General features: G+C 56.5%; 20 protein-coding genes and 1 pseudogene. 15 read left to right on the top strand and 6 right to left on the bottom strand.

Annotation, left to right across the window (positions count from 1 at the left end; genetic code table 11):
- Positions 1 to 263: 263 nt before the first annotated feature.
- A pseudogene (locus tag JT51_RS22240) lies at positions 264 to 642 on the bottom strand (transposase); the annotation flags it as partial.
- 195 nt (positions 643 to 837) lie between these two features.
- Here JT51_RS22240 and JT51_RS13380 point away from each other — a divergent pair.
- The 8 genes from JT51_RS13380 (at position 838) to JT51_RS13345 (ending at position 9,080) form a co-directional block, all read left to right on the top strand.
- Complete coding sequence (locus tag JT51_RS13380) at positions 838 to 1,863, top strand: LacI family DNA-binding transcriptional regulator (RefSeq protein WP_037313399.1); 1,026 nt, start codon at positions 838 to 840, stop codon at positions 1,861 to 1,863.
- Positions 1,864 to 1,959: 96 nt separating this feature from the next.
- A complete protein-coding gene (locus JT51_RS13375) occupies positions 1,960 to 3,273 on the top strand; it encodes an ABC transporter substrate-binding protein (RefSeq protein ID WP_037313396.1) in 1,314 nt (437 codons plus the stop codon).
- Positions 3,274 to 3,382: 109 nt separating this feature from the next.
- Positions 3,383 to 4,261 (top strand): carbohydrate ABC transporter permease, encoded by an 879-nt coding sequence (locus JT51_RS13370; RefSeq protein ID WP_037313394.1) that lies wholly within the window; start codon positions 3,383 to 3,385, stop codon positions 4,259 to 4,261.
- A 13-nt stretch (positions 4,262 to 4,274) separates the two neighbouring features.
- Positions 4,275 to 5,105 (top strand): carbohydrate ABC transporter permease, encoded by an 831-nt coding sequence (locus tag JT51_RS13365; protein ID WP_037313390.1) that lies wholly within the window; start codon positions 4,275 to 4,277, stop codon positions 5,103 to 5,105.
- Between the two features lie 12 nt (positions 5,106 to 5,117).
- Positions 5,118 to 6,122, top strand: a complete 1,005-nt coding sequence (locus tag JT51_RS13360; protein ID WP_037313388.1) for an ABC transporter ATP-binding protein — start codon at positions 5,118 to 5,120, stop codon at positions 6,120 to 6,122.
- On the top strand, positions 6,122 to 6,892 hold the full coding sequence (locus JT51_RS13355) for an L-iditol 2-dehydrogenase (RefSeq protein ID WP_037313385.1): 771 nt from the start codon (positions 6,122 to 6,124) through the stop codon (positions 6,890 to 6,892). The genes JT51_RS13360 and JT51_RS13355 overlap by 1 nt, the downstream gene beginning before the upstream one ends.
- Before the next feature lie 2 nt (positions 6,893 to 6,894).
- Positions 6,895 to 8,382, top strand: coding sequence for a mannitol dehydrogenase family protein (locus JT51_RS13350; protein WP_037313383.1), 1,488 nt, complete (start codon positions 6,895 to 6,897; stop codon positions 8,380 to 8,382).
- Between the two features lie 50 nt (positions 8,383 to 8,432).
- Complete coding sequence (locus JT51_RS13345; protein WP_037313381.1) at positions 8,433 to 9,080, top strand: zeta toxin family protein; 648 nt, start codon at positions 8,433 to 8,435, stop codon at positions 9,078 to 9,080.
- Positions 9,081 to 9,185: 105 nt separating this feature from the next.
- Here the strand turns inward: JT51_RS13345 and JT51_RS13340 are convergent, their stop codons facing one another.
- Positions 9,186 to 10,088: a LysR substrate-binding domain-containing protein gene (locus JT51_RS13340; protein WP_051927546.1), complete on the bottom strand. Its 903-nt coding sequence runs from the start codon at positions 10,086 to 10,088 to the stop codon at positions 9,186 to 9,188.
- Positions 10,089 to 10,197: 109 nt separating this feature from the next.
- Between JT51_RS13340 and JT51_RS13335 the strand changes: the two genes are divergently transcribed.
- Genes JT51_RS13335 through tcuA form a run of 6 tightly spaced genes read left to right on the top strand, consistent with a single transcriptional unit; the run spans position 10,198 to position 20,993 of the window.
- A complete protein-coding gene (locus JT51_RS13335) occupies positions 10,198 to 11,742 on the top strand; it encodes a trimethylamine methyltransferase family protein (protein ID WP_037313379.1) in 1,545 nt (514 codons plus the stop codon).
- Complete coding sequence (locus JT51_RS13330; RefSeq protein WP_037313377.1) at positions 11,739 to 13,028, top strand: aspartate aminotransferase family protein; 1,290 nt, start codon at positions 11,739 to 11,741, stop codon at positions 13,026 to 13,028. The genes JT51_RS13335 and JT51_RS13330 overlap by 4 nt, the downstream gene beginning before the upstream one ends.
- Positions 13,025 to 15,424 (top strand): GcvT family protein, encoded by a 2,400-nt coding sequence (locus tag JT51_RS13325; protein ID WP_037313375.1) that lies wholly within the window; start codon positions 13,025 to 13,027, stop codon positions 15,422 to 15,424. Before JT51_RS13330 ends, JT51_RS13325 begins: the two co-directional genes overlap by 4 nt.
- Positions 15,424 to 17,835 carry an FAD-dependent oxidoreductase gene (locus JT51_RS13320; RefSeq protein ID WP_037313374.1) on the top strand — a complete coding sequence of 804 codons (2,412 nt, stop codon included), beginning with the start codon at positions 15,424 to 15,426 and terminating at the stop codon, positions 17,833 to 17,835. The genes JT51_RS13325 and JT51_RS13320 overlap by 1 nt, the downstream gene beginning before the upstream one ends.
- 3 nt (positions 17,836 to 17,838) lie before the next feature.
- Positions 17,839 to 19,521 (top strand): thiamine pyrophosphate-binding protein, encoded by a 1,683-nt coding sequence (locus JT51_RS13315; protein ID WP_037313372.1) that lies wholly within the window; start codon positions 17,839 to 17,841, stop codon positions 19,519 to 19,521.
- Positions 19,518 to 20,993, top strand: a complete 1,476-nt coding sequence (tcuA, locus tag JT51_RS13310) for an FAD-dependent tricarballylate dehydrogenase TcuA (RefSeq protein ID WP_037313370.1) — start codon at positions 19,518 to 19,520, stop codon at positions 20,991 to 20,993. Before JT51_RS13315 ends, tcuA begins: the two co-directional genes overlap by 4 nt.
- A gap of 48 nt (positions 20,994 to 21,041) precedes the next feature.
- Here the strand turns inward: tcuA and JT51_RS13305 are convergent, their stop codons facing one another.
- From JT51_RS13305 to ugpB, 4 genes are read right to left on the bottom strand one after another with little or no spacing between them, the layout of a single operon-like run.
- The gene (locus tag JT51_RS13305) at positions 21,042 to 22,097 is read right to left on the bottom strand and encodes a sn-glycerol-3-phosphate import ATP-binding protein UgpC (RefSeq protein WP_037313367.1); all 1,056 of its coding nucleotides are present in this window, start codon (positions 22,095 to 22,097) and stop codon (positions 21,042 to 21,044) included.
- 3 nt (positions 22,098 to 22,100) lie between these two features.
- Entirely contained in the window at positions 22,101 to 22,937 is an 837-nt protein-coding gene (gene ugpE / locus JT51_RS13300; protein ID WP_037314254.1) for a sn-glycerol-3-phosphate ABC transporter permease UgpE, read from the bottom strand.
- Between the two features lie 20 nt (positions 22,938 to 22,957).
- The gene (ugpA, locus tag JT51_RS13295; RefSeq protein WP_037313364.1) at positions 22,958 to 23,839 is read right to left on the bottom strand and encodes a sn-glycerol-3-phosphate ABC transporter permease UgpA; all 882 of its coding nucleotides are present in this window, start codon (positions 23,837 to 23,839) and stop codon (positions 22,958 to 22,960) included.
- 59 nt (positions 23,840 to 23,898) lie between these two features.
- Complete coding sequence (ugpB, locus tag JT51_RS13290; RefSeq protein WP_037314253.1) at positions 23,899 to 25,209, bottom strand: sn-glycerol-3-phosphate ABC transporter substrate-binding protein UgpB; 1,311 nt, start codon at positions 25,207 to 25,209, stop codon at positions 23,899 to 23,901.
- A 179-nt stretch (positions 25,210 to 25,388) separates the two neighbouring features.
- On the opposite strand from ugpB, the gene JT51_RS13285 reads away from it, so the two are divergent.
- A complete protein-coding gene (locus tag JT51_RS13285; protein WP_037313361.1) occupies positions 25,389 to 26,303 on the top strand; it encodes a LysR substrate-binding domain-containing protein in 915 nt (304 codons plus the stop codon).
- The last annotated feature ends 126 nt before the right edge of the window (positions 26,304 to 26,429 follow it).

Here is a 26,429-nt window from a genome sequence, read left to right as displayed (position 1 = left end):
TCACCAGTCTTTGGTGTCGGCGCCAGTGCCAGACACTTTGGAGATTGCCTGCCTAAGCGCTTCATCCATGTGGCTATCAATCAGGAAGGACGCTGGCGCGCCTCTGCACTCCTTGTGCTTACGCGCGGGGAGGGCGGTTGGCGCGGAGAGGGCTGGGAAGTTCGCTCGTCACGTGAATTGCGCAACAAAACCCATCCAGATGATAGGTATCACCGGGACACGCCCGTCGCCTTTCAAAATTTCTGGCAATCGGCAGGGCATCATGCAGTGATGTCCCGACAGGGGATCAGCAGGTTCAGCGAGCCGGTGCCGCTGTGATAGGGCAGGCCGCCATTCAGTGTCTTTTGGCGATGGCACTGTGTTATAGTTGGACGCCGCCCAGCCCAGTCCGGCGAGCTGTAGTGGGCTCTCGACGCAAACAGTCGTCTACCTGAGCGGCATCCCGAACAACACCTTCAAGACCAGGTAGGTCTGGATCGCAGCATCGCTGAAACCCTGTTGCCGACCGTGCTTGCCATTCAGCGGCGGTGCCCAGTTCATCTCCGGATCAAGCCAAATCGAAAGCGATCCGCGTTGCTTCAGTGCGATATTGTACGAAAGCCAGGTCTTGGTCTTGTACTTCGTCTGGGCCCAAATGCTCATGTTTCCCAGCTGTCGCGCAGGGTTCATAAAATGAATTCTTCAACTGATTTGTACAACAAAGCCTGGGCAAACGGTAACGAAGGGCCAATAGTTACCTCCTGCCCAACGGAAAGTTGCATTTTTGCGCGCGACAAGAAATTGTACCTCAGTGGAAATTTTAATTCTTAGCGCAAAAATGTGACGGGACGATCAGAGATGGCGGGCAACAAAATTCGGAATATGGAGGAGTTTGCCAGAGTCAGTGGTATCTCCCGTCCGACAGTGTCGAAGTATTTCAATGACCCTGACAGTGTCAGGTCCAGCACACGCGCCCGGATTGAGGCCGCACTGGAGTTGCATGATTATCGCCCCAATATCTATGCGATGAACCAGAACCGGAAGCTGACAAAGAACGTCGGGGTTGTGGTGCCGCTATTGTCGGATCCCTATTTTGCAGAGATCGCGCGAAACCTTGAACAAAGATGTATCGCCGCGGGATATCGCCCAACATTGTTCAGTTCACACGGGGACCCTGCCTTTGAGGTTGAGGTTCTGGAAACTCTGCGATCTCTCAAACCCGCGGGCGTTTTATTGGCCCCTTTGGGGCGTGCTTCGGACCGACAGGCGCTAGAGAATTTCTGCAGAGATGTGCCCACTTTGATCTTCGATAGCAGTGTCGATGAGATCGGTCTTGCCTTTGTGGGCTCTGACAACTTTCAGTTCACAGCCCATATCACCGATTACTTATGCAGAACGGGTGAACCTCCCTGCTTTTTTGAAATGAAGACGCCTGCTAACCCAAATGCGCATCGTCGTCGCCAAAGCTATCTGAATGCAATGGAAGAGTTTGGCCATACCCCGAACGTCATTTCGGTTGAAGGTGAAGGATGGGGGTTCGAGGAAATTGGTCGTCTGGGCGGGCACGAGATGCTGCAAGATGAGCGCCTTTCAACCAATACGATCTTGTGCAGCAACGACCGGTTGGCGATTGGATTACTGACCGCTTGTTACGAGAAAAACATCCGGGTTGGTCGCGGCGAAGACTGCGCGATTCGGATCGCCGGACAAGACGGTCACCCGCATTCACGCTATACCTGTCCACCGCTTACAACAATTTCGCACAATTATGACATGGTTTCTCAGACAGCAGCCGAAGCGTTGTTCGCAGCAATTGAAGGGCAGGTATCACCTTGGAAAAGCACACGTTTGGAAGGGACGTTGATATTGCGTGACTCTGCATAAGTGCTCTAAAGTTTTACGCGCGTAAAACTTTTATTGACGCCGCGTCGTCTATCCGACTAGCCTTGGTACATAACATCCAACCAGGGAGGAAACCGGATGTCTTTGAAGAGCACGCTTAGTGCTGCAACTGCGCTTTCGCTGATTACAGCAACTGGTGCTTTCGCAGCCGACCCTTCCGCAACGATCACGATCGCCACTGTCAACAATGGCGACATGATCCGAATGCAAGGTTACACCGACAAATTCACTGAAGAGACGGGCATCGCTGTCGAGTGGGTGACATTGGAAGAGAACGTGCTGCGTCAGCGCGTCACAACCGACATTACCACCAAAGGCGGCGCCTTCGACATCATGACGATCGGCATGTACGAAACCCCGATCTGGGGTTCCAATGGCTGGCTCGTTCCGCTGGATGATCTGTCCGAAGAATACAATGTTGGCGACTTACTGCCAGCGATGGCAGGGGGGCTTTCTTACGACGGTACGCTTTATGCGGCACCGTTCTATGGCGAAAGCTCAATGATCATGTACCGGACGGACCTGATGGAGGCCGCTGGTCTTGAGATGCCCGACGCGCCCACATGGGAATTTATTGCCGAGGCCGCTGCTGCAATGACGGACCGCGACGCGGACATCAACGGCATTTGCCTGCGCGGCAAGGCCGGATGGGGCGAAGGTGGTGCGTTTATCACAGCAATGTCCAATTCCTTCGGCGCACGTTGGTTCGACATGGACTGGAACGCGCAATTCGACACAGAACCATGGGCCAACACGCTGAATTTCTACAAAGAGATGATGGATGCCTCTGGCCCGACGGGATATGCGACCAACGGTTTCAACGAAAACCTGTCGCTGTTTAATCAGGGCAAGTGTGGCATGTGGATTGATGCAACTGTTGCCGCGTCATTCGTAACGGGTGACGATTCTACGGTTGCTGACAGCGTTGGCTTTGCACTGGCCCCCGACACGGGTCTGGGCAAGCGGTCTAACTGGCTGTGGGCATGGGCGCTTGCGATTCCGGCTGGCACTCAGCAAGAAGCTGAAGCCAAGCAGTTCATCGAGTGGGCAACCTCAACCGGCTACATTGATCTGGTTGCCGAGAACGAAGGCTGGGCCAATGTTCCGCCGGGCGCGCGGACATCTCTGTATGAAAACCCAAATTACCAGGCTGTTCCGTTCGCTCAGATGACACTGGACTCGATCTTGTCCGCTGATCCGAATAATTCCACAGTAGAGCCGAGCCCTTATGTTGGCATTCAGTTTGCGGCGATCCCGGAGTTTGCAGGCATCGCAACCGAAGTAAGCCAGGAATTTTCGGCCGCTTACGCCGGTCAGCAGACCGTCGAAGAGGCGCTTGAGAAAGCGCAGGCGATTACAAACGAAGCAATGGAAGCCGCTGGTTACCGCTAAGCGCCACTCGATCAGAGGGCACAATGCGTTGCCCTCTGATCCACGACTTTCAATTTGACCTTTGTTACGATCCGGTTCGGTACACCCGTCCACAGGAGAGGACCATCCAATGGCCACCAAAGCCTCCAGATCTGCCGCCCGCTTTATGATGGCACCCGCTGTGGTCTTGCTCTTGGGCTGGATGCTGGTCCCGCTGATCATGACTTTGTGGTTCTCGTTCACGAAATACCTGCCCCTGCGCGGCGACAGCATTGACCGCGGGCTCGATTGGGTGGGGTTTTCGAACTATGCCCGGTTTATTTCATCCAGTTCATTCTGGCCTTCAGTGCAAACAACGCTTGTGATGGTGGGCGGCGTCCTGCTGATTACATTGGTGCTTGGCATATTGCTGGCGATCCTTCTGGATCAGCCGATGTGGGGGCAGGGCGTTGTGCGCATCCTTGTGATTGCACCATTTTTTGTAATGCCAACCGTATCCGCGCTGGTTTGGAAAAACATGCTGATGGACCCGGTCAACGGCATACTCGCCCATCTTTGGCGGTTTTTTGGGGCCGAACCTGTGGCTTGGCTACAAGACGCATCGCTTAGCTCGATCATTATGATCGTGTCCTGGCAGTGGTTGCCGTTTGCCACGCTTATTCTGCTTACCGCCATCCAGTCGCTTGATAGCGAACAGCTTGAGGCGGCTGAAATGGACGGCGCACCTGTGCTCAAACGGTTCTGGCACATTGTGCTGCCGCATCTGGCCCGTGCGATTACCATCGTCATTCTGATCCAGACGATCTTTCTGTTGTCGATCTTCGCCGAGATATTCGTGACCACGGGCGGTGCATTCGGCACGCGGACTCTGACTTACCTGATCTTTCAGCGGGTCATCGATAGTCAGAATATCGGGCTGGGATCTGCAGGTGGCGTCTACGCCATCATCCTTGCCAACATCGTGGCTATCTTCTTGATGCGCATCGTCGGCAAGAATCTGGACGCTTAAAGGGACAGTTCACATGGCACGCTCCGTCACAACAAAACGCAAGATGATCACCACTGCCGCTGCTTGGACAATTGGTCTGATCATCTTTTTTCCGATCTATTGGACGATCCTTACCAGCTTTAAGACCGAAGCGCAGGCGATCAACGACCCGCCTTTGTTCTTTGCCTTTGACTGGACGTTGGAGAATTACGCCGTTGTCCAAGAGCGGTCCGATTATATGAAGTTCTTATGGAACTCTGTGATCATTGCCGGGGGTTCCACGATCCTTGGCATTCTCGTGGCGATCCCTGCTGCGTGGTCCATGGCTTTTGTGCCGTCCAAACGGACCAAAGACATACTGTTGTGGATGCTCTCGACCAAAATGTTGCCTGCAGTGGGTGTTCTTTACCCGATCTCGTTGATTTTTGTCGAATTCAACCTGCTCGATACCCGTGGGGGGCTGGTGGTTGTGCTGATGCTCATCAACCTGCCGATAATTGTCTGGATGCTTTACACGTACTTCAAGGAAATCCCCGGCGAGATACTGGAAGCCGCGCGTATGGATGGCGCCACGCTGAAAGAGGAAATCCTTTATGTCCTGACGCCAATGGCCATTCCGGGCATAGCGTCTACCGTTCTTCTCAACTTCATCCTCGCGTGGAACGAAGCGTTCTGGACACTCAACCTGACTGCATCCACCGCAGCTCCGCTGACAGCGTTCATTGCCAGCTACTCCAGCCCTGAAGGTCTATTTTTTGCGAAATTGAGCGCGGCCTCGACCATGGCCATCACGCCGATCCTCATCCTTGGCTGGTTCAGCCAGAAACAACTGGTCCGCGGCCTGACCTTTGGCGCGGTGAAGTAAGGAACCTTAATTATGGGACAAATTCAACTCAAGCAGGTGACCAAGAGTTTTGGTGACGTTGAAGTCATACCGCCCTTGGACCTGACTATTCAGGACGGAGAGTTCACCGTTTTTGTCGGGCCGTCAGGCTGTGGAAAATCAACCCTGCTGCGTCTGATCGCAGGGCTTGAGGATATAACGACCGGCCATATCGAGATTGACGGTCAGGACGCAACGGATGTGGTGCCCGCCAAACGTGGCCTTGCCATGGTGTTCCAGTCCTACGCGCTTTATCCGCATATGTCGGTACGCAAGAACATTGCCTTTCCTTTGCGGATGGCCAAGCTGGATCAGGCCGAGATCACCAAAAGGGTCGAGAGGGCCGCATCGGTGTTGAATCTGACCGACTATCTGGACCGTCGTCCGGGCCAGTTGTCCGGCGGTCAGCGTCAGCGGGTTGCCATTGGTCGCGCCATTGTCCGCGACCCGGCCGCTTTCTTGTTTGATGAACCGCTATCGAATCTCGATGCCGCATTGCGTGTTGGTATGCGCCTTGAGATCAGCGAACTGCACAAACGCTTAGAAACAACGATGGTTTATGTGACCCACGACCAGGTCGAAGCAATGACCATGGCTGACAAGATCGTCGTGCTGCATGCCGGAGTGATCGAACAGGTCGGCACTCCGCTAGAACTTTATCATACACCTCGCAACACATTTGTGGCGGGGTTCATCGGGTCGCCAAAGATGAACCTGATGACCGGGGATGAAGCGGCCAAACATGGTGCCCATACCATTGGTGTCCGCCCCGAACATATTGATGTCGTCGAAAGTGGTGGCCAATGGCAGGGCACAGTCGGTGTGGCCGAGCACCTTGGCTCAGACACGTTTTTCCATATCCACAACACCGGGTTGATGGAGACGTTGACCGTGCGTTCTATAGGCGATGTGAGCCTTAAGCACGGCGATACCATTCACCTGGAACCAAGAGTGGACGAGATCCATCGGTTTGACGCTGATGGGTTACGGATCGCCTAATGCGACTGGCTGGAAAATCTGCGCTTATCACCGGTGCGGCGCGCGGTATAGGATTGGCCTTTGCCAAAGCCTTTGTCGCCGAAGGGGCGCAGGTCGCCATTGCTGACATTGATCTGGACCGCGCGCAAACCGCCGCTGCCGACATTGGGCCAGGTGTTGTTGCGATACAGATGGACGTCACCAATCAGGTCAGCATCGACGCTGGTGTCGCAGCCACCGTCACTGCATTTGGCCAAATTGATATCCTGATCAATAACGCCGCGCTTTTTACCGCAGCACCAATTGATGAGATCACGCGCGAAGACTACGCCCGTGTCTTTGACGTCAACGTAAGCGGTGTGCTTTTCACCCTGCAAGCAGTCTCCCGGCACATGATCGAACGTGGCATCAAGGGGCGTATCATCAACATGGCCAGCCAGGCGGGACGGCGGGGCGAAAGCCTTGTCGCGGTTTACTGCGCAAGCAAGGCCGCTGTCATCTCGTTAACGCAGTCAGCGGGGCTGAACCTGATCCAACATGGCATTAACGTAAATGCAATCGCGCCCGGTGTTGTGGACGGCGAACACTGGGACGGTGTCGATGCCTTATTCGCCAAATATGAGGGCAAGATCCCAGGCCAGAAGAAAAAGGAGGCGGGCGAGGCCGTGCCTTATGGACGGATGGGTCGGGCCGAAGACCTTACCGGAATGGCCGTGTTTCTTGCAAGCAATGACGCCTCTTACGTTGTGGCCCAGACCTACAACGTCGACGGCGGAAACTGGATGAGCTGATGATGGGGCAAACAGATGGCACACCTGCTGTAAAACTCTCATCGAAAACGCTTGGTGACTTACCCGCCGGGGTGTCGGTTCCTTCCTACGACCGTTCAAAGCTCAGCCCCGGGATCGTTCACATTGGTTTGGGAAACTTCCACCGTGCACATCAAGCATGGTATTTGCATCGCCTTATGCAGCAAGGCCTGGCATATGATTGGGCCATTATCGGTGCCGGTGTGCGCCCCGGTGACGCGGCAATGCGTGAGCGTCTGCTGCAACAGGACTGCCTGACAACGCTGGTCGAGCTGGACCCCAACAGCACCTCGGTCGAAGTCATTGGATCAATGGTCGATTTTGTCGAAGTTCATCCAGAGAATGCACCGCTGATTGCGGCAATGTCAGATCCGCGTATCCGTATTGTGTCTTTGACTGTCACCGAAGGCGGCTATTATCAGTCCGAGGACGGGGGTCTTGAGGTCAAACACCCCGACATTGCGCATGATATTGCCAATCCTGACCGCCCCATCACAGCGTTTGGCGCCATGATTGCGGCTTATCGCGCCAGACGAGATGCAGGACACCCTCCGTTTACCGCCCAATGCTGCGACAACCTTCAAAATAACGGCGAAGTGTTGCGGCAAACGGTTATTGATCTGGCGCAATTGACGGACCCAGGTCTTGCTCGGTGGATCAACGAAACCGCACGTTTCCCCAATGCGATGGTGGACTGCATCGTTCCCTCGACGGGCAAAGCCGAGCTGTCTTCTGTCCGGGAATTGGGCATTCTGGACGCAGCACCAGTTACCCATGAAAACTACCGCGAATGGGTCATCGAAGATCAGTTTTGCGCAGGTCGACCTCCCTGGGAGAAGGCCGGTGTCACGATAACTGAAAATGTGCACACGTATGAGAGCATGAAGATCCGTATCCTAAATGCCGGTCATCAGGTATTGGCCAATGCAGGCGAAGTTCTGGGTATTGCGACAATCACCGATTGCATGGCCGATCCACTGATCCGGGCGTTCTTCCACAAAGTCCAGACCAAGGAAATTCTGCCATATGTAGAACCTGTCGATGGGATCACACGGTCGGACTACCTGGCGTTGGTTGAAAAGAGGTTTGCAAATCCCAAGATCCGCGACACCACGCGGCGTGTGGCATTTGATGGATCGTCACGGCATCCCGGTTTTGTACTACCGGTCCTGCGGGATGCGCTGGCCTGCGGAGGGTCGATTGATGGGCTGGCCCTTGTCGAGGCGTTGTGGGCGCGCATGTGCGCGGGTGTGCGCGAAGACGGCACCCTGATTGATCCAAATGACCCGCATTGGAATCTTCTGAGTGAAACGGCCAAGCGCGCAAAATCGGATCCTCTGGCTTGGCTGGAGATGCGTCAAACATATGGCAATCAGGCGCAAAACAAGCGTTTTGCCGATGTGTTTTCACACTGGCTGAACCTTATCTGGAACGATGGCTCCTATGCTGCATTAAGAGCTTACTCTGACTAATTGAGGCGTATGATTGGCTCGGATCCATAGGACATAAATTTGGGCATCACATGATCAATCAGCCAAAAGCAGTTGTTCTGAAAGAGCTTGTCGTTGAAATCGCGGCGCGCACGACGGAATCTCGGGTTATAGTGGCCCTAGCTGGCGCGCCAGGTAGCGGCAAATCGACGACCGCCGAATTATTGCAAACTGACCTTCAGAATACTTACAACCAAACAGTACAAATTGTCCCAATGGATGGGTTCCATTTTGACGATGCGATATTGGCTCAGTTGGGCCGGTCTCAAAGGAAAGGCGCACCTGATACCTTTGATGTAGAAGGCTTTGATGTGACCATGAGCCGATTGGCAACGGCCTACCTGACTGCTGACGTGGCAGTTCCGATCTTTGACAGGTCCAGAGAACTCTCCCGAGCCGGTGCCCGCCTTATCGACCGGAACACGCGCATCGTGTTGGTCGAGGGGAACTATCTTCTTCTAAAGGATGCGCCATGGCGCCGGCTTCACCAGTATTTTGACATTACCGTGATGATTGCCTGCGATGAGCAAACCCTTTGCGCAAGGCTGCAGAAGCGATGGACCGACCTAGGGTTTGACCTGCCGGAAGCTACGGGAAAGGTGGAATACAATGACCTCCCCAATGCGCGGCGGGTCACCGAGGGCAGCGTTAAGGCAGAATTTTCCCTCGTGAGAACATAGGTGACATCGGCATCACGCGCTTAGGCGTGCCACAGGTTGGCTTCCGTGTCGTGTGTGAAACGCCAATGCGTAGGATCTTGGATGCCACGGAAAACTCCTGCCGTGCTAGGCTGATCTTTGCGCAGGCCCAGCTGTATCGACGCTTTTCCCTTTGGTGAGCCAATCAATCACTTGTCGGACCTCTTGCCGCGTCGGATTGGCTGTTCGAACCTCGACAAAATACCCATGAGTTGGCGTGATCACTTCGTCAAAAAGCCTTACAACTCTGCGTTCCGCGAGATCCTGATCGATTAGCGGCAGCCAGCCGATGACCACGCCTTGACCGTCGGCCGCACCACGAAGCAGCGCATTCGCGTCCTCGAAAATAGGCCCGCGCAGAGGGTCGACGAGAGGGACGTTCATGGCTGTGAACCAATCATGCCAACCCCAGTGATTTTTCTGGTGCAACAACGGCAATTGCAGAAGATCCGCCGGGACAGTTACAGGTCCGTGGCTGTGCACGAAACCTTCGGATGCAATAGCTACCGGGCTGAGTTCAAGCAACTTGGTGGCGTTGATGCCCTGTCCCACAATACGGTCCCAGCGTATGACAATGTCTACGTTACCCCGATCCTGTGCGCCCGGTTGGAAGGATGGAACCACTTCAAGTTCGATGTCGGGATGTGTCTCCCAAAAATCGCTGATTTGCGGCATGAGCCAACGCGCAGTGAATATCGGGCCGGCTGCAAGCCGGACGACCTTGCGCGCGCGGCGTTGAAGCCTGCGCACAGCGTGATCCAGCGTGTCAAAGGCTTGTCTGGTGGCTTCGGCCAACCGTTGGCCATCCTCGGTCAGGGTCACATTTCGGCCTGTGCGCTCAAACAGCCTGACGCCCAGTTTATCTTCGAGCCCGCGAACATGATGGCTGATTGCGGTTGGTGTCACGCGCAAGTCTTCGGCCGCAGCACGGAACCCACCATGTCTGGCGGCGGCATCAAAGGCACGAAGGGCCGGAAGCGAAGCGCTCATGACAATTCCATAGATGAGTTTTACTCATTTAATGCTGAAAATGTTGCTTTTGTAAATAAGTGGGATTCGTGCGCAGTTTGCAGCAGAGGAAAGTTAAGCTCATGTATTTATGACTGATGCAGTGCAGCGACGCGGGCGCAAGGCTCGCCTTAGACGGGCAGCTGAACCCGAACCCAACCCGCCAGTATGGCCGGGTGTATTGGGCGGTCGGCTAAAGCCGTTGTCCGCCAGCGAAGTTGCTTTGGTCGAAAACGCTGCCCTGACGCTTTTGGAAACGCTGGGATTGAGCCAGGCAATTCCGTCGATGACTGCAAAGGTGACCGCTGCGGGCGGGATCACGACTGACGACAATCGGCTTCTGTTTCCCCGTGCGTTGGTTCAATGGGCCATCGATGGGGCGCATCGTAACTTTAAGCTTTGCGGCCAACACCCTGATCGGGATTTGAAAATCGGTGGTGCTCGGGTGCATATGTCCACTGGCGGGGCGGCGCCGGGCGTGTTTGACCTCGATACGCACGAATACCGAGAGTCAACGCTGCAAGACCTATACGATGCCGCCCGTATCGTGGACCAGATGGATAACATCCATCATTTCAGCCGGTCGGTCGTGGCGCGCGATATTGATGACAATGCGCTGTTGGATATCAACACGGCTTTCGCCTGTCTTGCGGGCACCTCCAAACACGTGTCGATCTCGATCACGGAACCGCAGAATGTCGCGGGTATTGCTAGATTGTGCTATTGCATCGCCGGAAGTGAGGCGGCCTTTCGCGCGCGGCCATTTCTGACCGTCATGGTCTGCCATGTTGTGCCGCCAATGCGGTTTGCAGAAGAAGCCTGCGAAGTTCTGGAATTGGCCATCAAAGCCGGGTTCCCGGTGCAGTTGATCAGCGCCGGTCAGGCGGGTGCCACCAGCCCCGCCACAATCGCAGGCTCATTGGTGCAGGCGGTGGCAGAGACGCTTGCCGGTCTTGTGTTTGCCCGTCTCGTCGATCCAGAGGTCAAGGCGATCTTCGCGCCAAAACCGCTGGTCGCCGATTTGCGCACCGGCTCTATGAGCGGGGGTGGCGGTGAACAGGCGATCCTTATGGCCGGGGCGGCGCAAATGGGCCGCCATTGGGATTTGCCCACCAGTTCCATAGCCGGGATCACGGATGCCAAGCGGCTTGACGCGCAATATGGTGCGGAAAAATCGCTGGCCGTAACCATGGCCGCCCATGCGGGTTCAAACATCGTCACCCAGGCCGCTGGCATGATGTCGAGCCTTCTGGGCGTCAGCCACGCGGCCTACATCACCGACAATGATTTGCTGGGCAATATCCTGCGTACACTCCGCGGGATTGAGGCGACGCCAGAGAACATCGCCGCCGAAGTCATTGCAGAGGTTTGCCGCGGCGAAGGGCACTATCTGGGCGAACAGCACACGTTCAACCGGATGAAGTCGGACTACTTCTATCCCGAAATCGCGGATCGTCGCTCTCCGCGCGAGTGGCAGGACGACGGCGGGCAGCGTGTCGGCGATGTGGCCCGCAACAAGGCACGTGACATCTTGCGTACATATTTCCCCGATCATCTGCCTGACAAAATTGATCGCGTCCTAAGGCAGTCATTCGACATTCGCCTGACCCGCACGCAGACAGGGCGCCGCGAATGACCAATCATGAGGTCAGCAACCGCGCCCGCGCCGCCTTGCCCGGTGGTGTCAGCCATGAGCTACGCTACCGTGACCCACATCCGATTTTCATCGACCGGGCAAAGGGCGCCGAAAAATGGGATAGGGAAGGTCGGCGTTACATCGACTTCAAGATGGGTAGCGCCAGTCAGATGCTGGGCCATTGTCATCCGGTAATTGTCGAGGCGATCCAAAAGCAGGCAGAACGACATATTTTCAGTGCCGATTGCCACACAGCCGAGATCGAGTGGGCAGAGTGGATCAATCGCCTTTACCCCTCCGCTGAACGGACGCGTTTCACCGCGTCAGGTACCGAGGCCACAATGTTGGCCCTAAGGCTTGGGCGCGCGTTTTCCGGTAAGGATCACGTGTTGCGGGTGGATGGTCATTTTCACGGCTGGCATGACCATGTGCTGAAAGGCGCAAAACCCGGCAGCGACCGCGCCACGTCCCTTGGTGTTCCCGATGTGCTCAACACGCTCATCCATGTTTGTGCCGCCAATCCGCACGCGATGGAAAGCGCGCTTCAGGACGACCGTATCGGCACGGTGATCATCGAGGTGTCAGGCGCGAATTACGGCTGCGTCCCCCTTTCCGCGGCTGCGTTGAAAGCCCTGCACGACGTGGCCCGCGCCGCTGGCGTTGTCCTGATCTTTGACGAGATCATTACTGGTTTTCGCTGGTCCCCTGGCGGGCGACAGGCGCGCGACGGGATCGTGCCGGATGTGACCACGTTGGCCAAGATCGCCACCGGTGGGTTGCCTGGCGGTGCCGTCTGCGGGCGGGCTGAAATCATGGAATTAATGAACAATACCACGATGCGCAACGGCATTGCCCCGGCGGTCAGCCACAAAGGCACGTTCAACGGCGCGCCCCTGATCGCTGCTGCGGCCTGTGCGGCAATGCCCCATTTGGCAAAAGGGGACGTGCAGTCGCACGCCGATGCAATGGCGACACGGATGCGCGAGGGAATGAACACAGCCATGGCCGACTATGACGTGATCGGGCTGGCTTATGGCGACAGTTCGGTTTTCCATATCTTCTTTGGCCGCGATAAACTTGACGGGCTCAGCCCGGCTGAGATCCGGGGGCTGCCGAAACCGACCGTCAAAGCCTACCGCGATGGGATGTTGGCACGGGGTATCGATATGATGGCCTATACTTCAGGCCTGACCTCGGCGGCTCACACATACGCTCTCATCGACGAGGCGTTGGAGGCGTTTCGCGCGACCCTCTCTGATATGATCCGCGACGGGGTGCTGCCATGACCCTGCCGACCAATGCCCGTACTGTTGTGATTGGTGGCGGGGTAATTGGCTGTTCCATCGCCTATCACCTTGCCCGCGAGGGACGTCGCGATATTGTCGTGGTTGAGCGATCTAAATTGACATCAGGCACCACCTGGCACGCCGCCGGATTGGTGCGCCGTCTACGCCCTTCTACGACGCTGACCAAACTGATCAATTATTCCATTGATCTTTATGGCGAACTTGAGCGTGAGACCGGCCAGGCCACAGGCTGGATTCAGACCGGTTCACTGACGCTGGCCACAAACCAGGATCGTCTCACCAATATCAAACGCCAGGTTTCGCTGGGTCGCGCATTCGGGCTGGAGGCCGAAGTGATCGATGCAACCCGCGCCAAACAGCTTTGGCCGCTGATAGAGGTGGATGACGTGATCGGCGCGGTCTGGTCGCCCGCTGATGGGCGCGTGAACCCGTCGGATGTGGCGCTTGCGCTGTCCAAAGGGGCCAAGGCGCGCGGCGTGCAGATTTTCGAAGACACACGCGTAACCGGGCTGCAGAAAACAGATGGCAGGATCTCTGGTGTTGAGATTGGCGCGCATGTCATTCAGGCAGAAGAAGTCGTGATCGCAAGCGGCCTGTGGTCCCGCGAGGTGGCCGCGATGGCCGGGGCGCATATGCCGCTTTATGCCTGCGAACATTTCTACATGCTGACAAAGCCGCTGGCCGAAGTTCAGGCCCTGGGCAAGGGCGCACATCTGCCAACCCTCAACGATCAGGACGCTTACCTCTACGCCCGCGATGACGTCGAAGGGCTGCTTGTCGGCTCGTTTGAGCCCCATGCCAAGGGCATTTCCACCCAAGACCTACCCGCCGATTTCTCTTTCGATCTGCTGGATGAGGATTGGGATCACTTCATGCCAATGATGGAAGGCGCCCTACGTCGCATTCCCGCGCTGGAACAGGCCGAGGTGAGGATGCTTTTGAACGGCCCCGAAAGTTTTACCCTCGATAGTCAGTTCATGATGGGCGAAAGCCCCGAAGTTCCGGGCCTGTTCCTGATGGGCGGCATGAATTCGACCGGTATCGCCCTGGCCGGTGGCGCGGGCAAAGCGATGGCTGAATGGATCATCGCAGGCGAACCTACGATGGAATTGAACGAAGCAGACATTCGGCGTTTCAGCCCTGAAATGAACGTGCTCGGTGCGTTGCAGGCGCGGATACCTGAAGTGCTGGGTCGTCACTACGACAACCCATATCCGGGCCGGGCAATGAACACCGCACGGAGGCAGCGCCGGTCGCCCATCCATGCGGGTCTGGTCGCTGCTGGTGCGCAGTTCGAAGCGCGCGGCGGGTGGGAACGCGCCCTGCATTTCGGCGGCGAGGCCAGGCATTTTCCATTGACCTTCGGCGTGCCAAAATGGCGCGATCAAGTCGGGCAAGAAGTAAACGCATGTCGGAACAGTGCGGCCATTCTGGATCAATCCGCCTTTGGCAAGATTATGGTGCAGGGGCCGGACGCCTGTGCCTTTCTCAACCATCTATGCGCCGCCCAGATGGACATCCGTGAGGGCAGGATCGCTTATACACAGATATTGAATGCGCGCGGCGGCATTGAAAGCGATCTTACCGTCCAACGGCACGGTCCCGAAACCTATCTGCTGATTGTCGGCGCGGCCGAGGTCGTACGTGACATAAAGCGGATGCGCGAGGCCAGGGGCGCTTTTCGCGTCGAGTTTACCGATGTGACCAGCGGTTACGCGATCCTTGGGCTGGCCGGGGCCAAGGCGCGGGATGTCTTGCAGGCCACATCACGTTCGCCAGTTCCCGATCTGGCTCGCTTTGATTTTGCGCCCGTAGAAATTGGCCTGGCCCGGGGCTGGGCCGGGCGGCTGAGCTTTACCGGTGAGGCGGGATTTGAGCTTTACGTCCCTGCGGAAATGGCCATGGCCGCATATGAGACGTTGATCAATGCAGGCGCGACCCATGCCGGGCTTTATGCGAGCGGCGCGCTTAGGATCGAAAGTGGCTTCCGCGCCTTCGGACACGAACTGACACCCGGCACCACGCCGCAAGAAGCTGGACTGGCAGCATTCTGCGCTTTCGGCACAGGCTTTGTCGGCGAGGCAGCACTGCGGGACGCGCCACCGCCGACGCGGCAAATCGTGTCACTTTTGTTCGAACGTCCCGAGGCCATCCCGATCCACGATGAGCCAATTTACTTCGACGGCAAGCCTGTAGGGCAAATCACCTCCGCGGCCTGGAGCTATCGTTTTGGCCGTTCCGTCGCGTTGGCGATGATCAACGCTCCGCTGGACCAACTTAACAACCATGCTGTCGTATCCGGATTCGAGGTCGAAATCGCCTGCACGCGGTTTGCCGCGAAATGTTCCCTCAAACCCGCCAAGGAGGCGTTCTGATGGCGGAAACAACCCGCACCACGCGCGTCGCAATTATCGGGGGTGGCATCATGGGCGTCGCTGCCCAGTTCCAGTTGGCCGAAAATGGTTGGACCGACACGATCCTTTTTGAAAAGGCCGAACTGACGTCGGGCTCAACCTGGCACGCGGCGGGGCAGATCGCCCATGCGGTCGGCAGCCGTGTCATGGGTTGGGTCAATAAAACCTCGATCGAGACCTACAAACGTGTCGAACAAGAGACCGGCCAAAGCATCGGCTGGCACGATGTGGGCGGGCTTCGCATCGCGACCACGGATGATGAAGTCGATTGGATGAAGTCGATCATGGGCGTCGGCAGATTGCTGGACTTGCCCATGGATCTAGTCGGCCCGGACGAGGTTGTAAAAGCCAATCCGTTTTACAAAGTCGACAATGTAAAAGCTGCTGTGCGCACATATGAGGACGGCCATATCGACCCCTCGGGCGTGACCATGGCGCTTGCCGCAGCCGCGCGTGCGCGAGGGGCCAGGATTGAGCGCCGCAATCAGGTGCTGGGTGCCAGCCGCAAGGGTGATATGTGGCTGTTGAAAACCCAAAAAGGCGATGTGCTGGCCGAGCATATCGTGATCGCGGCGGGATCTTATGCAAATCAGGTGGGCGCTTGGTTCGGATTGAAAATCCCTTCGGTATCCTGCCTGCATCACTATCTGGTCACGGACACGGTGCCTGAATTTGAAGATCGTCCGGAACTGCCCGTAATGCGCGACAATTCCTTTGGTGGCTATATTCGTCAGGAGCAAAAATCAGGTCTCATCGGCATTTACGAAGATCATGTCTGCCCGACTGTCTGGGAAATGCCCAACGGCGCGCCCTGGGCCGCCGAGAACGAGCTTTTCGAGGTTGATTACGAGTCAATTGGCGACTTCCTGATGGTCGCTTTCGACAAAATGCCAATCCTCTCCGAACTTGGCATCAAACGCGTCGTACGTGGCGCGATCACCCATACGCCGGATGGTGGCATGTTGGTTGGGCCCTCAGGTGTGCCGAATGTCTGGCTCTCGTGCGGGTCGTCGATTGGTCTTGCCTGGGGTGGTGGCGCTGGCAAGGTGCTTGCCGACTGGATGGTGCATGGCGAAACAGCGATCAACACGCGCAGCTTTGATCCGCGCCGCTATGGCGATTTCACCACCGATAATTTCATTGTCGAGCGCACAAAAGACGAATTTATGCGTCGCCATGACACGCCTTGCCCTGGCAAGCAGTTCAACGCGCTGCGTCCGCTGAACCGGCATCCGCTGTATGATCGTCTGGCCGCCAAAGGCGCGGTCTTTGGTGAGGTCGCCGGTTGGGAACGCCCCCGGTATTTCGGCAAGGTGGGCGAGGTAGAACCACAAGGATGGGGCCGTCAGCCATGGCATGCCTATGCGCAGGCAGAAGCGCAGGCCACGCGTCGGGGCGCAGGCGTTATCGACCTTTGCGCCTTTGGGCAGTTCGAGATCACCGGTAAGGACGCCGGGAAACTTCTGGACCGGCTCTCAGCCAATCGCGTGCCGCGCAAAGACGGGCGGATGAGCCTGAACCACCTGCTTACCGAAAAAGGCCGTTTCGAGACCGAGATTACCATCTGGCGTATCACCGAAAACCGCTTTTTCACCGGATCCCCCATTGCCCGTGCCAATCCCGACTTTGATTGGATCGAAAGCCATATCCTGCCCGGTGAAGATGTTGAAATGATCAACCGCAGCAACGATTGGGGGATGCTGGCCCTGTCCGGCCCCGCCGCGCGGGGTATTCTATCCAGGCTTACCGATGCGGATCTCTCCAACGTCGCCTTCCCCTGGCTTTCAGGGCAGGAGATCACAGTGGCAGATGTGCCGTGTTACGTTTTGCGCGTATCTTTTGTCGGCGAGCTTGGGTGGGAACTGCACGCCCCGCTGGACCGTATCGCAGACCTTTATGATGCTCTCTTTGCAGCGGGCACAGCGCACGGGCTTGTTGATCTTGGGTCATACGCCTTCAACGGGATGCGTATGGAAAAGGCTTATCGTGCCAGTGGCGAACTCACGACTGATGTCGGACCGCTCGATGTCGGGTTGGACCGGTTTGTCGTCACCAAAGACCGCGATTTCCTTGGTAAGGCGGCGATGTTGTCACGCACTCCGGATTGGGAGCTATTTTACGGCGAGCTTCATAGCGACGACATCGACATCCATGGTGGCGAACCAGTTCTGCTGGGTGATCAGGTCGTTGGGCTCACTACCTCAGGCGGATACGGCTATAGCATCGGAAAATCGCTGGGCTGGCTCTTTGTGCGCAGGGGCACGCCGCACAAGGGGTTAAGCGTGCAAATCCTGAACCGCGCCATTCCGGTGACAGTACATGATGACGCATTGTTTGACCCGGAAAACCTGCGTCCCAGATCGGAGGATTGAGACATGATCGACCAAATCAACGGTGGTGAGGCTGTCTATCGCGTCCTGAAAGCAAATGGTATCGACACGGTATTCGGCCTTCTGGGCGGCTCAATGCTTGAACTTTATGACGCGATGTATCTTGGCGGTGATATCGCCTATGTCGGTGCGCGGGACGAGCGGGCCGCCGGACATATGGCTGATGCCTGGGCGCGGATGACCGGTAAGCCCGGTGTGGTGCTTGGCGCGCAAGCCGGGCCTGGTGTGGTTAACCTTGTGACGGCGGTGGCCGAGGCGCATCTGGCCTATTCGCCGATGGTGGTGATTGCAGGCGCCATAACCCGGGCCGATCAATGCAAAGATACATTTCAAGAGGTCGATCAGGTCGCGCTTTTTGCCCCTATTTCGAAACGCTCGGTCATGGTCACCGATCCGTCCCGTCTGGTTCCGATGCTCGAAGATGCCATTCGGCTGGCAAACACAGGCCGTCGCGGTCCGGTCGTGCTGCATGTGCCGCGCGATCTTTTTGCAGCCGCAGTACCTGCCGTCAGCCCCCAACCGCTGCGCATTGCGCGTCCGGGCCCGGCCAGCGCCGAAGATATCGCCGCCATGGCTGAACTGCTGGCCGTTGCCGAACGCCCTGTAATCTTTGCCGGCGGCGGTTTCAAATGGGCAGCTGGCCGCGATGCGCTCACGGCCTTGGCAGAAAAGCTGGAAGTGCCCGTGGTGGCCTCTACCGGTCACGCCGATGTAATGCGTCACCGCCATCCCTGGTTTGCGGGGCAGGCGGGTCCGCGCGGCAACCGCGTGGCGTCGCGTCTCACAAAAGAGGCCGATGTGATGGTCGTGCTTGGCGCGCGCCTTGGCTTCAACTCGACCTTCCACAGCAACGACTATGTAGGCGCGGACACCCGCATTGCCCATGTCGACGTCGAAGGCTCTGCTGTCGGGCGCTACTTTCCAGCCGAGATCGCGGCACAAGGTGACGCCCGGTTGACTGCCGAAGCGCTGACCAAAACCGCTGCGAAACCCGATTGCGACGCATGGCGCGACAGCTTTAGGGCAGATATCGAAACCCTTTGGGCCGAACGGGCAACAGAAGCAGCGATTGATACTTCCCCCATGCATCCCCGCCGCGCTCTGGCCGAGATCAGAAGTACGCTCCCCGAGGATGCCATCGTAACGCTCGACACCGGAAATACCTGTCTTCAGGCCGCCGACCGCCTGGCCCACTACGCGCCTATGTCGCTGATCACGCCACTTGATTTTGGCCTTGTGGGTTTTGGTCTGGCAGCCGCCATTGGTGCCAAGGCCGCCACGCCGAAACGTCCGGTTGTCGCGATCATGGGCGACGGTGCGGTCGGCTATACAATGATCGAAATTCAGACGGCTATTTCGCACAATCTTCCGATCGTCATCGTCGTCTTGGATAACGAAGCCTGGGGGGCAGAAAAAGCATATCAGCAGGAATTCTATGGCGGGCGGTTGCTTGGTGCGGAAATTCAATCGCCCCGCTATGACAAGTTCGCGGAACTTTGCGGTGGCAAGGGAATTTGGGTTGAAGGGCCCGGCAACATGGCCCCGGCCCTGAAAATGGCGCTTGCTTCGGGCCAAACCACAGTCATTCAAGCCAAGATCGACCCTGGCGCGCTGATGACACTGCGAAAAGATCTGTTCAAAGCACCGCAAAAAAGGGACCCGTCATGAGCACTTGGGACACCATCATAATCGGCGCGGGCAACGCAGCCTTTTGCGCCGCACATGCTGCCCGTGAAAAAGGCGCAAGCGTATTGATGCTGGAATGCGCCCCAGAGGCGGAGAACGGCGGCAACTCGCGCTATACCGCCGGTGCCATCCGCTTTGCCTATGACAGTGTTGACGACATCCGCGCGCTTTGCCCTGATCTGTCCGAAGACCAGATCGCGATCACCGATTTCGGCACTTATACAGAAGAACAGTTCTTTGATGACATGTTCCGGGTCACCCGGTATCGCACGGACCCAGCCTTATGTGATCGCCTTGTGCGTTCATCCCGCGAAACAATGCACTGGATGCGCACCAAGGGCATTCGATTTTTGCCTATCTATGGCCGTCAGGCTTTCAAGGTCGATGGCCGTTTCAAGTTCTGGGGCGGCTTGACACTGGAAGCATGGGGTGGCGGTGAAGGGCTGGTTGATGCGCACACCAAGATTGCCCGCGAAAGTGGTGTAGAAATCCGCTATGAGACCCGCGCCCTTGAACTGCTGACCGAGGGGCACGCGGTGACCGGCGTCAGGGTCCGTCACAAAGGTCAGTTGGAAGACCTCAGCGCGAAATCCGTCGTCGTCGCAGCAGGCGGCTTTCAAGCCAGCCCCGAGATGCGCACACGCTATCTTGGCCCAGGATGGGAGATGGCCCGCGTACGAGGCTCGCGCTTTAACACCGGCGAAGGCATCAAGATGGCGATGGCTGTCGGCGCGTCGTCTTATGGCAACTGGTCTGGTTGTCACGCTGTCGGCTGGGATTACAATGCACCTGAGTTTGGCGATTTGGATGTCGGCGATGGGTTCCAGAAACATTCCTATCCCTGGGGCATCATGGTGAACGCCTCTGGTCGGCGTTTCGTCGACGAAGGCGCAGATTTCCGCAACTACACCTACGCGAAATATGGCCGGGTTATTCTGGAACAACCAGATCAGTTTGCATGGCAAGTCTTTGATTCCAAAGTCACCCACATTCTGCGTGACGAGTACCGGATCAAGCGCGTGACCAAGGTCAGCGCGCCAACACTAGAGGGCTTGGCCGAGAAGCTAGAGGGTGTTGATCCCGCAGCTTTCCTTGATGAAGTCAAAACCTATAATTCTGCTGTCGATACGGACACGCCCTTTGATCCCAACATCAAAGACGGGCGCGGCACCAACGGGCTGTCCGTGCCGAAATCGAACTGGGCCAACAAAATTGATGAAGGTCCGTTCGAAGCCTATCAGGTCGGTTGCGGCATCACCTTTACCTTCGGCGGGCTGCGGATTGATCCCGACACCGCTCAAGTGTTGGACAACGACCTTAGGCCCATCCCCGGGCTTTTTGCTGCGGGAGAGCTGGTTGGCGGGGTGTTTTTCTTCAATTATCCAGGGGGCACGGGTCTTATGAATGGGTCTGTCTTTGGTCGGCTGGCAGGTTCAAGCGCAGCGGGTGAGTAGGCGGGTAAGTGTCCTTGGTTTCGATCAAAGATGAGATCTCGTCACTCGTCAGCTTTCCAACCGTTCTCCGGTCGCGGCGTTGAATAAATGCATATGTTCCGCAGAGACAGAAAACCGAAAGTTCGGGTGTCGGCCCTCAATCGGGTGAACACCGGGGAGGCTGGCGGTGATCATGTCGCCTGAGCCCGCAAGATGACCGTGCAAAAGCGTATTTGCCCCCAACGGTTCGGCCATCTGTATCGTGATCTCAAGCGGGCCGTTTTCATCCAGCGTCAAATGCTCGGGTCGGATACCAAGCTTTAGGGAACCCTCGGGGCCTTGGGATGGGCCGACTTCGATATCTCTGATCTTGATCGACCCGCTTTCACGCTGCGCTTCAAAGATATTCATGGCGGGGCTTCCGATGAACTGCGCCGCGAACAACGTTCTTGGTGTCTCGTAAACTTCAAGCGGCGTACCAATCTGTTCGGCGATGCCACCGTTCATCACCACCATTCTGTCCGCCATTGTCATGGCTTCGACCTGATCGTGCGTCACGTAAAGTGAGGTAATGCCCAGTTTTTCCTGAAGCTCGCGGATTTCCAAACGCATCTGTACCCGCAGCTTGGCGTCGAGGTTCGAAAGCGGTTCATCAAACAGAAACACCGCAGGTTCGCGCACGATGGCACGACCCATCGCCACCCGCTGACGTTGACCGCCTGACAACTGTCTGGGTTTGCGATCCAGCAATGGTTCAAGCTGCAACAGTTTTGCCGCATCCGTCACCTTTTGATCGATCTGGTCCTTGGGCAGCCTGGCGATTTTCAAGCCATAGCCCATGTTTTGACGCACAGACATATGTGGATAGAGCGCGTAATTCTGGAACACCATTGCGATGTCACGCTCCATTGGTTCCTTTTCATTGGCGCGCTCATCGCCAATCCGGATTTCACCCGCGGTCACAGTTTCAAGCCCAGCCACCATGCGCAGCAGCGTGGATTTTCCGCACCCCGAAGGGCCGACGATCACGATGAATTCGCCATCCGCGATGTCGATATCAATGCCATGGATGACGTCCGTGGGACCAAAGCTCTTTTTGACGTTTTCTAGGGTTACTGTTGCCATTTCTTATTTCTCGCTATCGACAAGGCCGCGGACAAAGAGCTTTTGCATCGACACAACCACAATGACCGGCGGGATCATTGCTAGGATGGATGTGGCCATGATCACAGGCCAGTCCGCCACATCGTCGCCGGATGGGAACATCTGTTTGATACCCATCACGATGGTGTTCATCTCGGGATCGGTGGTGATCAGCAGCGGCCAAAGGTATTGGTTCCACCCGTAGATGAACAAGATCACGAACAGCGCCGCGATATTGGTCCGGCTCATGGGCACAACAATGTCGATGAAAAACCGCATCGGACGGGCGCCATCAACGCGGGCGGCTTCGGCCAATTCATCCGGGATCGTCAGAAAGAATTGACGAAACAGGAACGTGGCCGTGGCCGACGCGATCAGGGGAAAGATCAACCCGTAATAGCTGTTGAGCATACCGAACCCGGCGACGACTTCGAAGGTGGGAACGATACGCACCTCAACTGGCAGCATCAGCGTCAGAAAGATCAGCCAGAAGAACATCGTTCGCCCGGGGAAGCGGAAATAGACGATCGCAAAGGCCGATAACAGTGAGATAGCTATTTTTCCGACGGCAATGCCAATGGCCATCACCAGACTGTTGAACAGCATCGTGGCAACAGGGACATTCACACCGGAAAACAGCGCGGCCCTGTAGTTTTCCCAGAATTGATCACCGGGCCAGATGGGCATGGGGGGGGAAACGATTTCAGGCTGACTGACTGTCGAGGCGACAAAAGCCAGCCAGATCGGGAAGAAGATGATCAACACGCCAAAGATCATCAGGGCATGGGTCAGCCAGATCCCCAAACCGCGCTTTTCGACCATGCCGTGCTGTTGGGCCGCCATCAGTAATGCACCCTCTTTTCCACGTATTTGAACTGGATGACGGTCAGAATTCCGACCACAAACAGCAGGATGACTGATTGCGCTGAGGAGGATCCCAGATCCTGCCCCACAAACCCGTCCGAAAAGACCTTATAGACCAGAATCGTTGTTGCCTGCTGTGGTCCGCCCCCGGTGATCGTATGGATCACGCCAAAGGTCTCAAAGAAGGCATAGACCACGTTCACCACCAGCAGGAAGAACGCCGTCGGCGACAGCAACGGCAGCACGATGGTAAAGAACCGACGCCAGAAAGACGCGCCATCAATCGCGGCGGCTTCAATCACGGACCGTGGGACCGATTGCAAGGCTGCGAAGAAAAACAGGAAATTGTAACTGATACGTCCCCAGGCCGAGGCGACAACCACCAGGCCCATGGCTTCGGTGCCGTTCAAGACGTGGTTCCAGTCATAGCCGAGTTGGCCGAGGTACCACGAAACGACGCCGACCCGCGTGTTGAACATGAACAGCCACAGCACGCCCGCGATAGCTGGCGCCACAGCATACGGCCAGATCAACAGCGTCCGATAGACCCCTGAGCCTTTGATCAGGCGGTCAGCAATGACAGCCAAAAACAGCGCTGGGATCATCGAGCAAAGGGTGACCAGCGTCGAAAACACCGCCGTTGTGACGAAAGAGGCGCGATAGAACTTGTCGCTCAGCAGAAACTCAAAGTTACCCAAACCCACAAACTGGGACGACAACCCAAAGGGATCAGGAATGAACAGCGATTGCCATACAGCTTGCCCAGCAGGGTAAAAGAAGAAAACAGCGGAAATAAAGACTTGCGGAGCGATCAGCGCAAGCGGCAACAGCCAGCCGCGAAATGTGACGCGTTTTTCCATCCTGATAGTCCACCAAAAAAGGGCGTGCGGGCCCCGAAAGGCCCGCACTGATTAACGACTTATTGATTGGCGGATTCGAACCGGCGCAACAACGCATCACCGCGTTCTTTTGCGCTGTCCATCGCTTCCTGAGCTGTTTTCTCGCCCGACCAGACGGCTTCAAGCTCTTCGTCGATGATGCCGCGAATTTGGTCAAACGAACCCAGACGCAATCCTTTCGAGTTTGCGGTCGGCTCTTTGGCGGTCATCTGTATCACCGCGATATCGGTGCCGGGGTTTTCGTCATAGAAACCGGCAGCACGGGTGACTTCACCCGCTTCCGAAGTGATCGGCAGATACCCAGTGTTCTGGTGCCAATCTGCCTGAACGTTTGCCGATGACAGGAAGCTCAGGAATTCGCCGACGCCTTTGTATTCTTCGCCCTCATGACCTTCCATGACCCAAAGGGAAGCACCGCCGATAATGGTGTTTTGCGGTTCGCTGACGACAGCCTCCCAATAGGGCAGGGGCCGAACGTCGAACTCAAACTCAGCTTCCGAGCTGATGCCAGCGTAACCGGCTGAGCTTTCGGTGAACAGCGCGCATTCACCTGCCCGAAAGTTCGCGCCGCCTTCGTTTCTGCGTCCGGTGTAGATGAATTTCCCATCCTTGGCCCAATCACCCATAGCAGTCAGGTGGGCGACCTGCGTCGGCCCGTTCAGCATCAGCTCTGTGTCCAGGCCAGCAAATCCATTGTCCTGCGACGCAAATGGAACATCGTGATAGGCCGAGAGGTTCTCAAGATGAATCCAGCTCTGCCATGCGGTGACCAACGGGCAGTCTTCGCCGCCTGCTTTCAGCTGGTCCAACACATCGCCGACCTTTTCCCAGGTCGACAGGTCTGCGTCGGGATCGACACCCGCCGCAGACATCGCATCGCGATTGACCCACAAGACAGGAGTGGAAGAGTTGAACGGAAGCGACAGCATGTCGCCGCCAGTGGTGGTATAGTACCCCTTAACAGAACCGATGTACGCATTGGGATCAAAAGTCGCCCCGCTATCCGTCATCACCTTATGCACAGGCTTGATTGCGCCCTCAGCCGACATCATGGTCGCTGTACCAACTTCGAAAACCATCAGGATATGAGGCTGTTCGCCGGCGCGGAACGCTGCAATGCCCGCATTCAGCGTTTCAGAGTAATTCCCCTTGTGGCTTTCAACCACAACGAACTCATCCTGGCTTGCGTTGAACTCTTCGACCTGGGCTTTCACCAAATCACCCAGGCGGCCTGTAAAGGCGTGCCAGAACTGTACTTCGGTTTGCGCGAATGCCGCCACTGGGGACAAAGCAGTTGTTACGGCAAGAGCGCCGAGTAAATTCTTATTCATGATTCCTCCCTGCATCAGATTTGATGCCAAAATTAACACCATGCGCCTGGCGCATTTGGTGGGCTAATTATCCCGACGACGTTACCGACGGCGGTGCATAATTCAAGCCCTTAAAATTGCCAAAAAACATAACACAGTGTTATACCTTCAACGAAACAATCGTCAGAGCAGGATCGGCAATGCGCCAAACCTTGAGAATTCGGCAGTTGGAAGCCCTGATGGCGGTGACCACCAATGGTTCAGTCACAGCTGCTGCGTCCGATCTGGGCGTGAGCCAACCAGCCGTAAGCAGGCTGCTCTCAGATCTGGAAAAATCGCTCGGGTTTCAGCTTTTTGATCGCCGTGAGGGGCAATTGGTGCCGACGCAGGAAGTTCGGTATCTGCAGCCCAGCGTCGAGAGGGTTTTGGAATTGATGTCGCAAATTGCTGACGTCAGCCAGGACATCACTCAGCGAAAAGCTGGCCATATTCGCGTGGCATGCTTGCCCGGGTTTGCCACAAGTCATCTTCCGGACGTCGTCGCCAGATTTTTGAAAAACCGGCCTGGTGTCACCATGACGATTGAACCGGACAGGCCGGAACGCATTCTGGAATGGATGATCGGAGAGCAATACGACTTTGGAATCACGGATGGTTTTGTCGGACATCCAGCCGTGGAAAGCAGAAATATTGACGTGCGAACTGTTTGTGTGTTCCCGGCGGGTCACGCCCTTGAGGCCACGACCGACGTGACACCCGAGGATCTGGCAGGCGAGAAAATCATCCACACGCGGCGCGACAGTGATTTCTTTGGACGGCTGTCCAAAGTGTTCCAGAACGCAAAAGTCGATCTGAATTCACATATCGAAGTCCGGCAGTTCACGACCGCATGTGAGATGGCGGTGAAGGGCATCGGTGTTTCCGTTGTGAGTGAGCTGGACGCGGTTCGATATGCTGAGCATGGGCTTTCCTACAGGCCGTTCAAACCTATTCTGCCGCATACCCTGTCACTGGTACGACCGGTTCTGAAACAACCCTCTCTGGTGGCGTTGGAATTTATCGAGCTTTTTCGCGAAAGCCTGCAACCCTTTGTGGCGCTGGGTTTTGATGACTGAGTGACTTCGACGTGCAGACGGCGCGCATTCATTGTTTGTGGCGTATTTCTTCCTAAGCCAATCGCCGTCATGTCGCTTTGCTTTACGAAGTACATGCATCTGAGGCAAAGTGGCTCAGAAGCCTAG

This window comes from Ruegeria halocynthiae (genome assembly GCF_000743705.1).
GTDB lineage: Bacteria > Pseudomonadota > Alphaproteobacteria > Rhodobacterales > Rhodobacteraceae > Ruegeria > Ruegeria halocynthiae_B.
Note: the sequence above shows the minus strand (reverse complement) of the source record. Positions and strands in the feature narration are given on the sequence as shown.

What these genes read in the sequence shown, in the direction of transcription:
- JT51_RS13380 (WP_037313399.1), top strand. Translation starts at nt 838, where the DNA reads ATGGCGGGCAACAAAATTCGGAATATGGAGGAGTTTGCCAGAGTCAGT.
- JT51_RS13375 (WP_037313396.1), top strand. Translation starts at nt 1,960, where the DNA reads ATGTCTTTGAAGAGCACGCTTAGTGCTGCAACTGCGCTTTCGCTGATT.
- JT51_RS13370 (WP_037313394.1), top strand. Translation starts at nt 3,383, where the DNA reads ATGGCCACCAAAGCCTCCAGATCTGCCGCCCGCTTTATGATGGCACCC.
- JT51_RS13365 (WP_037313390.1), top strand. Translation starts at nt 4,275, where the DNA reads ATGGCACGCTCCGTCACAACAAAACGCAAGATGATCACCACTGCCGCT.
- JT51_RS13360 (WP_037313388.1), top strand. Translation starts at nt 5,118, where the DNA reads ATGGGACAAATTCAACTCAAGCAGGTGACCAAGAGTTTTGGTGACGTT.
- JT51_RS13355 (WP_037313385.1), top strand. Translation starts at nt 6,122, where the DNA reads ATGCGACTGGCTGGAAAATCTGCGCTTATCACCGGTGCGGCGCGCGGT.
- JT51_RS13350 (WP_037313383.1), top strand. Translation starts at nt 6,895, where the DNA reads ATGGGGCAAACAGATGGCACACCTGCTGTAAAACTCTCATCGAAAACG.
- JT51_RS13345 (WP_037313381.1), top strand. Translation starts at nt 8,433, where the DNA reads ATGATCAATCAGCCAAAAGCAGTTGTTCTGAAAGAGCTTGTCGTTGAA.
- JT51_RS13340 (WP_051927546.1), bottom strand. Translation starts at nt 10,088, where the DNA reads ATGAGCGCTTCGCTTCCGGCCCTTCGTGCCTTTGATGCCGCCGCCAGA.
- JT51_RS13335 (WP_037313379.1), top strand. Translation starts at nt 10,198, where the DNA reads ATGACTGATGCAGTGCAGCGACGCGGGCGCAAGGCTCGCCTTAGACGG.
- JT51_RS13330 (WP_037313377.1), top strand. Translation starts at nt 11,739, where the DNA reads ATGACCAATCATGAGGTCAGCAACCGCGCCCGCGCCGCCTTGCCCGGT.
- JT51_RS13325 (WP_037313375.1), top strand. Translation starts at nt 13,025, where the DNA reads ATGACCCTGCCGACCAATGCCCGTACTGTTGTGATTGGTGGCGGGGTA.
- JT51_RS13320 (WP_037313374.1), top strand. Translation starts at nt 15,424, where the DNA reads ATGGCGGAAACAACCCGCACCACGCGCGTCGCAATTATCGGGGGTGGC.
- JT51_RS13315 (WP_037313372.1), top strand. Translation starts at nt 17,839, where the DNA reads ATGATCGACCAAATCAACGGTGGTGAGGCTGTCTATCGCGTCCTGAAA.
- tcuA (WP_037313370.1), top strand. Translation starts at nt 19,518, where the DNA reads ATGAGCACTTGGGACACCATCATAATCGGCGCGGGCAACGCAGCCTTT.
- JT51_RS13305 (WP_037313367.1), bottom strand. Translation starts at nt 22,097, where the DNA reads ATGGCAACAGTAACCCTAGAAAACGTCAAAAAGAGCTTTGGTCCCACG.
- ugpE (WP_037314254.1), bottom strand. Translation starts at nt 22,937, where the DNA reads ATGGTCGAAAAGCGCGGTTTGGGGATCTGGCTGACCCATGCCCTGATG.
- ugpA (WP_037313364.1), bottom strand. Translation starts at nt 23,839, where the DNA reads ATGGAAAAACGCGTCACATTTCGCGGCTGGCTGTTGCCGCTTGCGCTG.
- ugpB (WP_037314253.1), bottom strand. Translation starts at nt 25,209, where the DNA reads ATGAATAAGAATTTACTCGGCGCTCTTGCCGTAACAACTGCTTTGTCC.
- JT51_RS13285 (WP_037313361.1), top strand. Translation starts at nt 25,389, where the DNA reads ATGCGCCAAACCTTGAGAATTCGGCAGTTGGAAGCCCTGATGGCGGTG.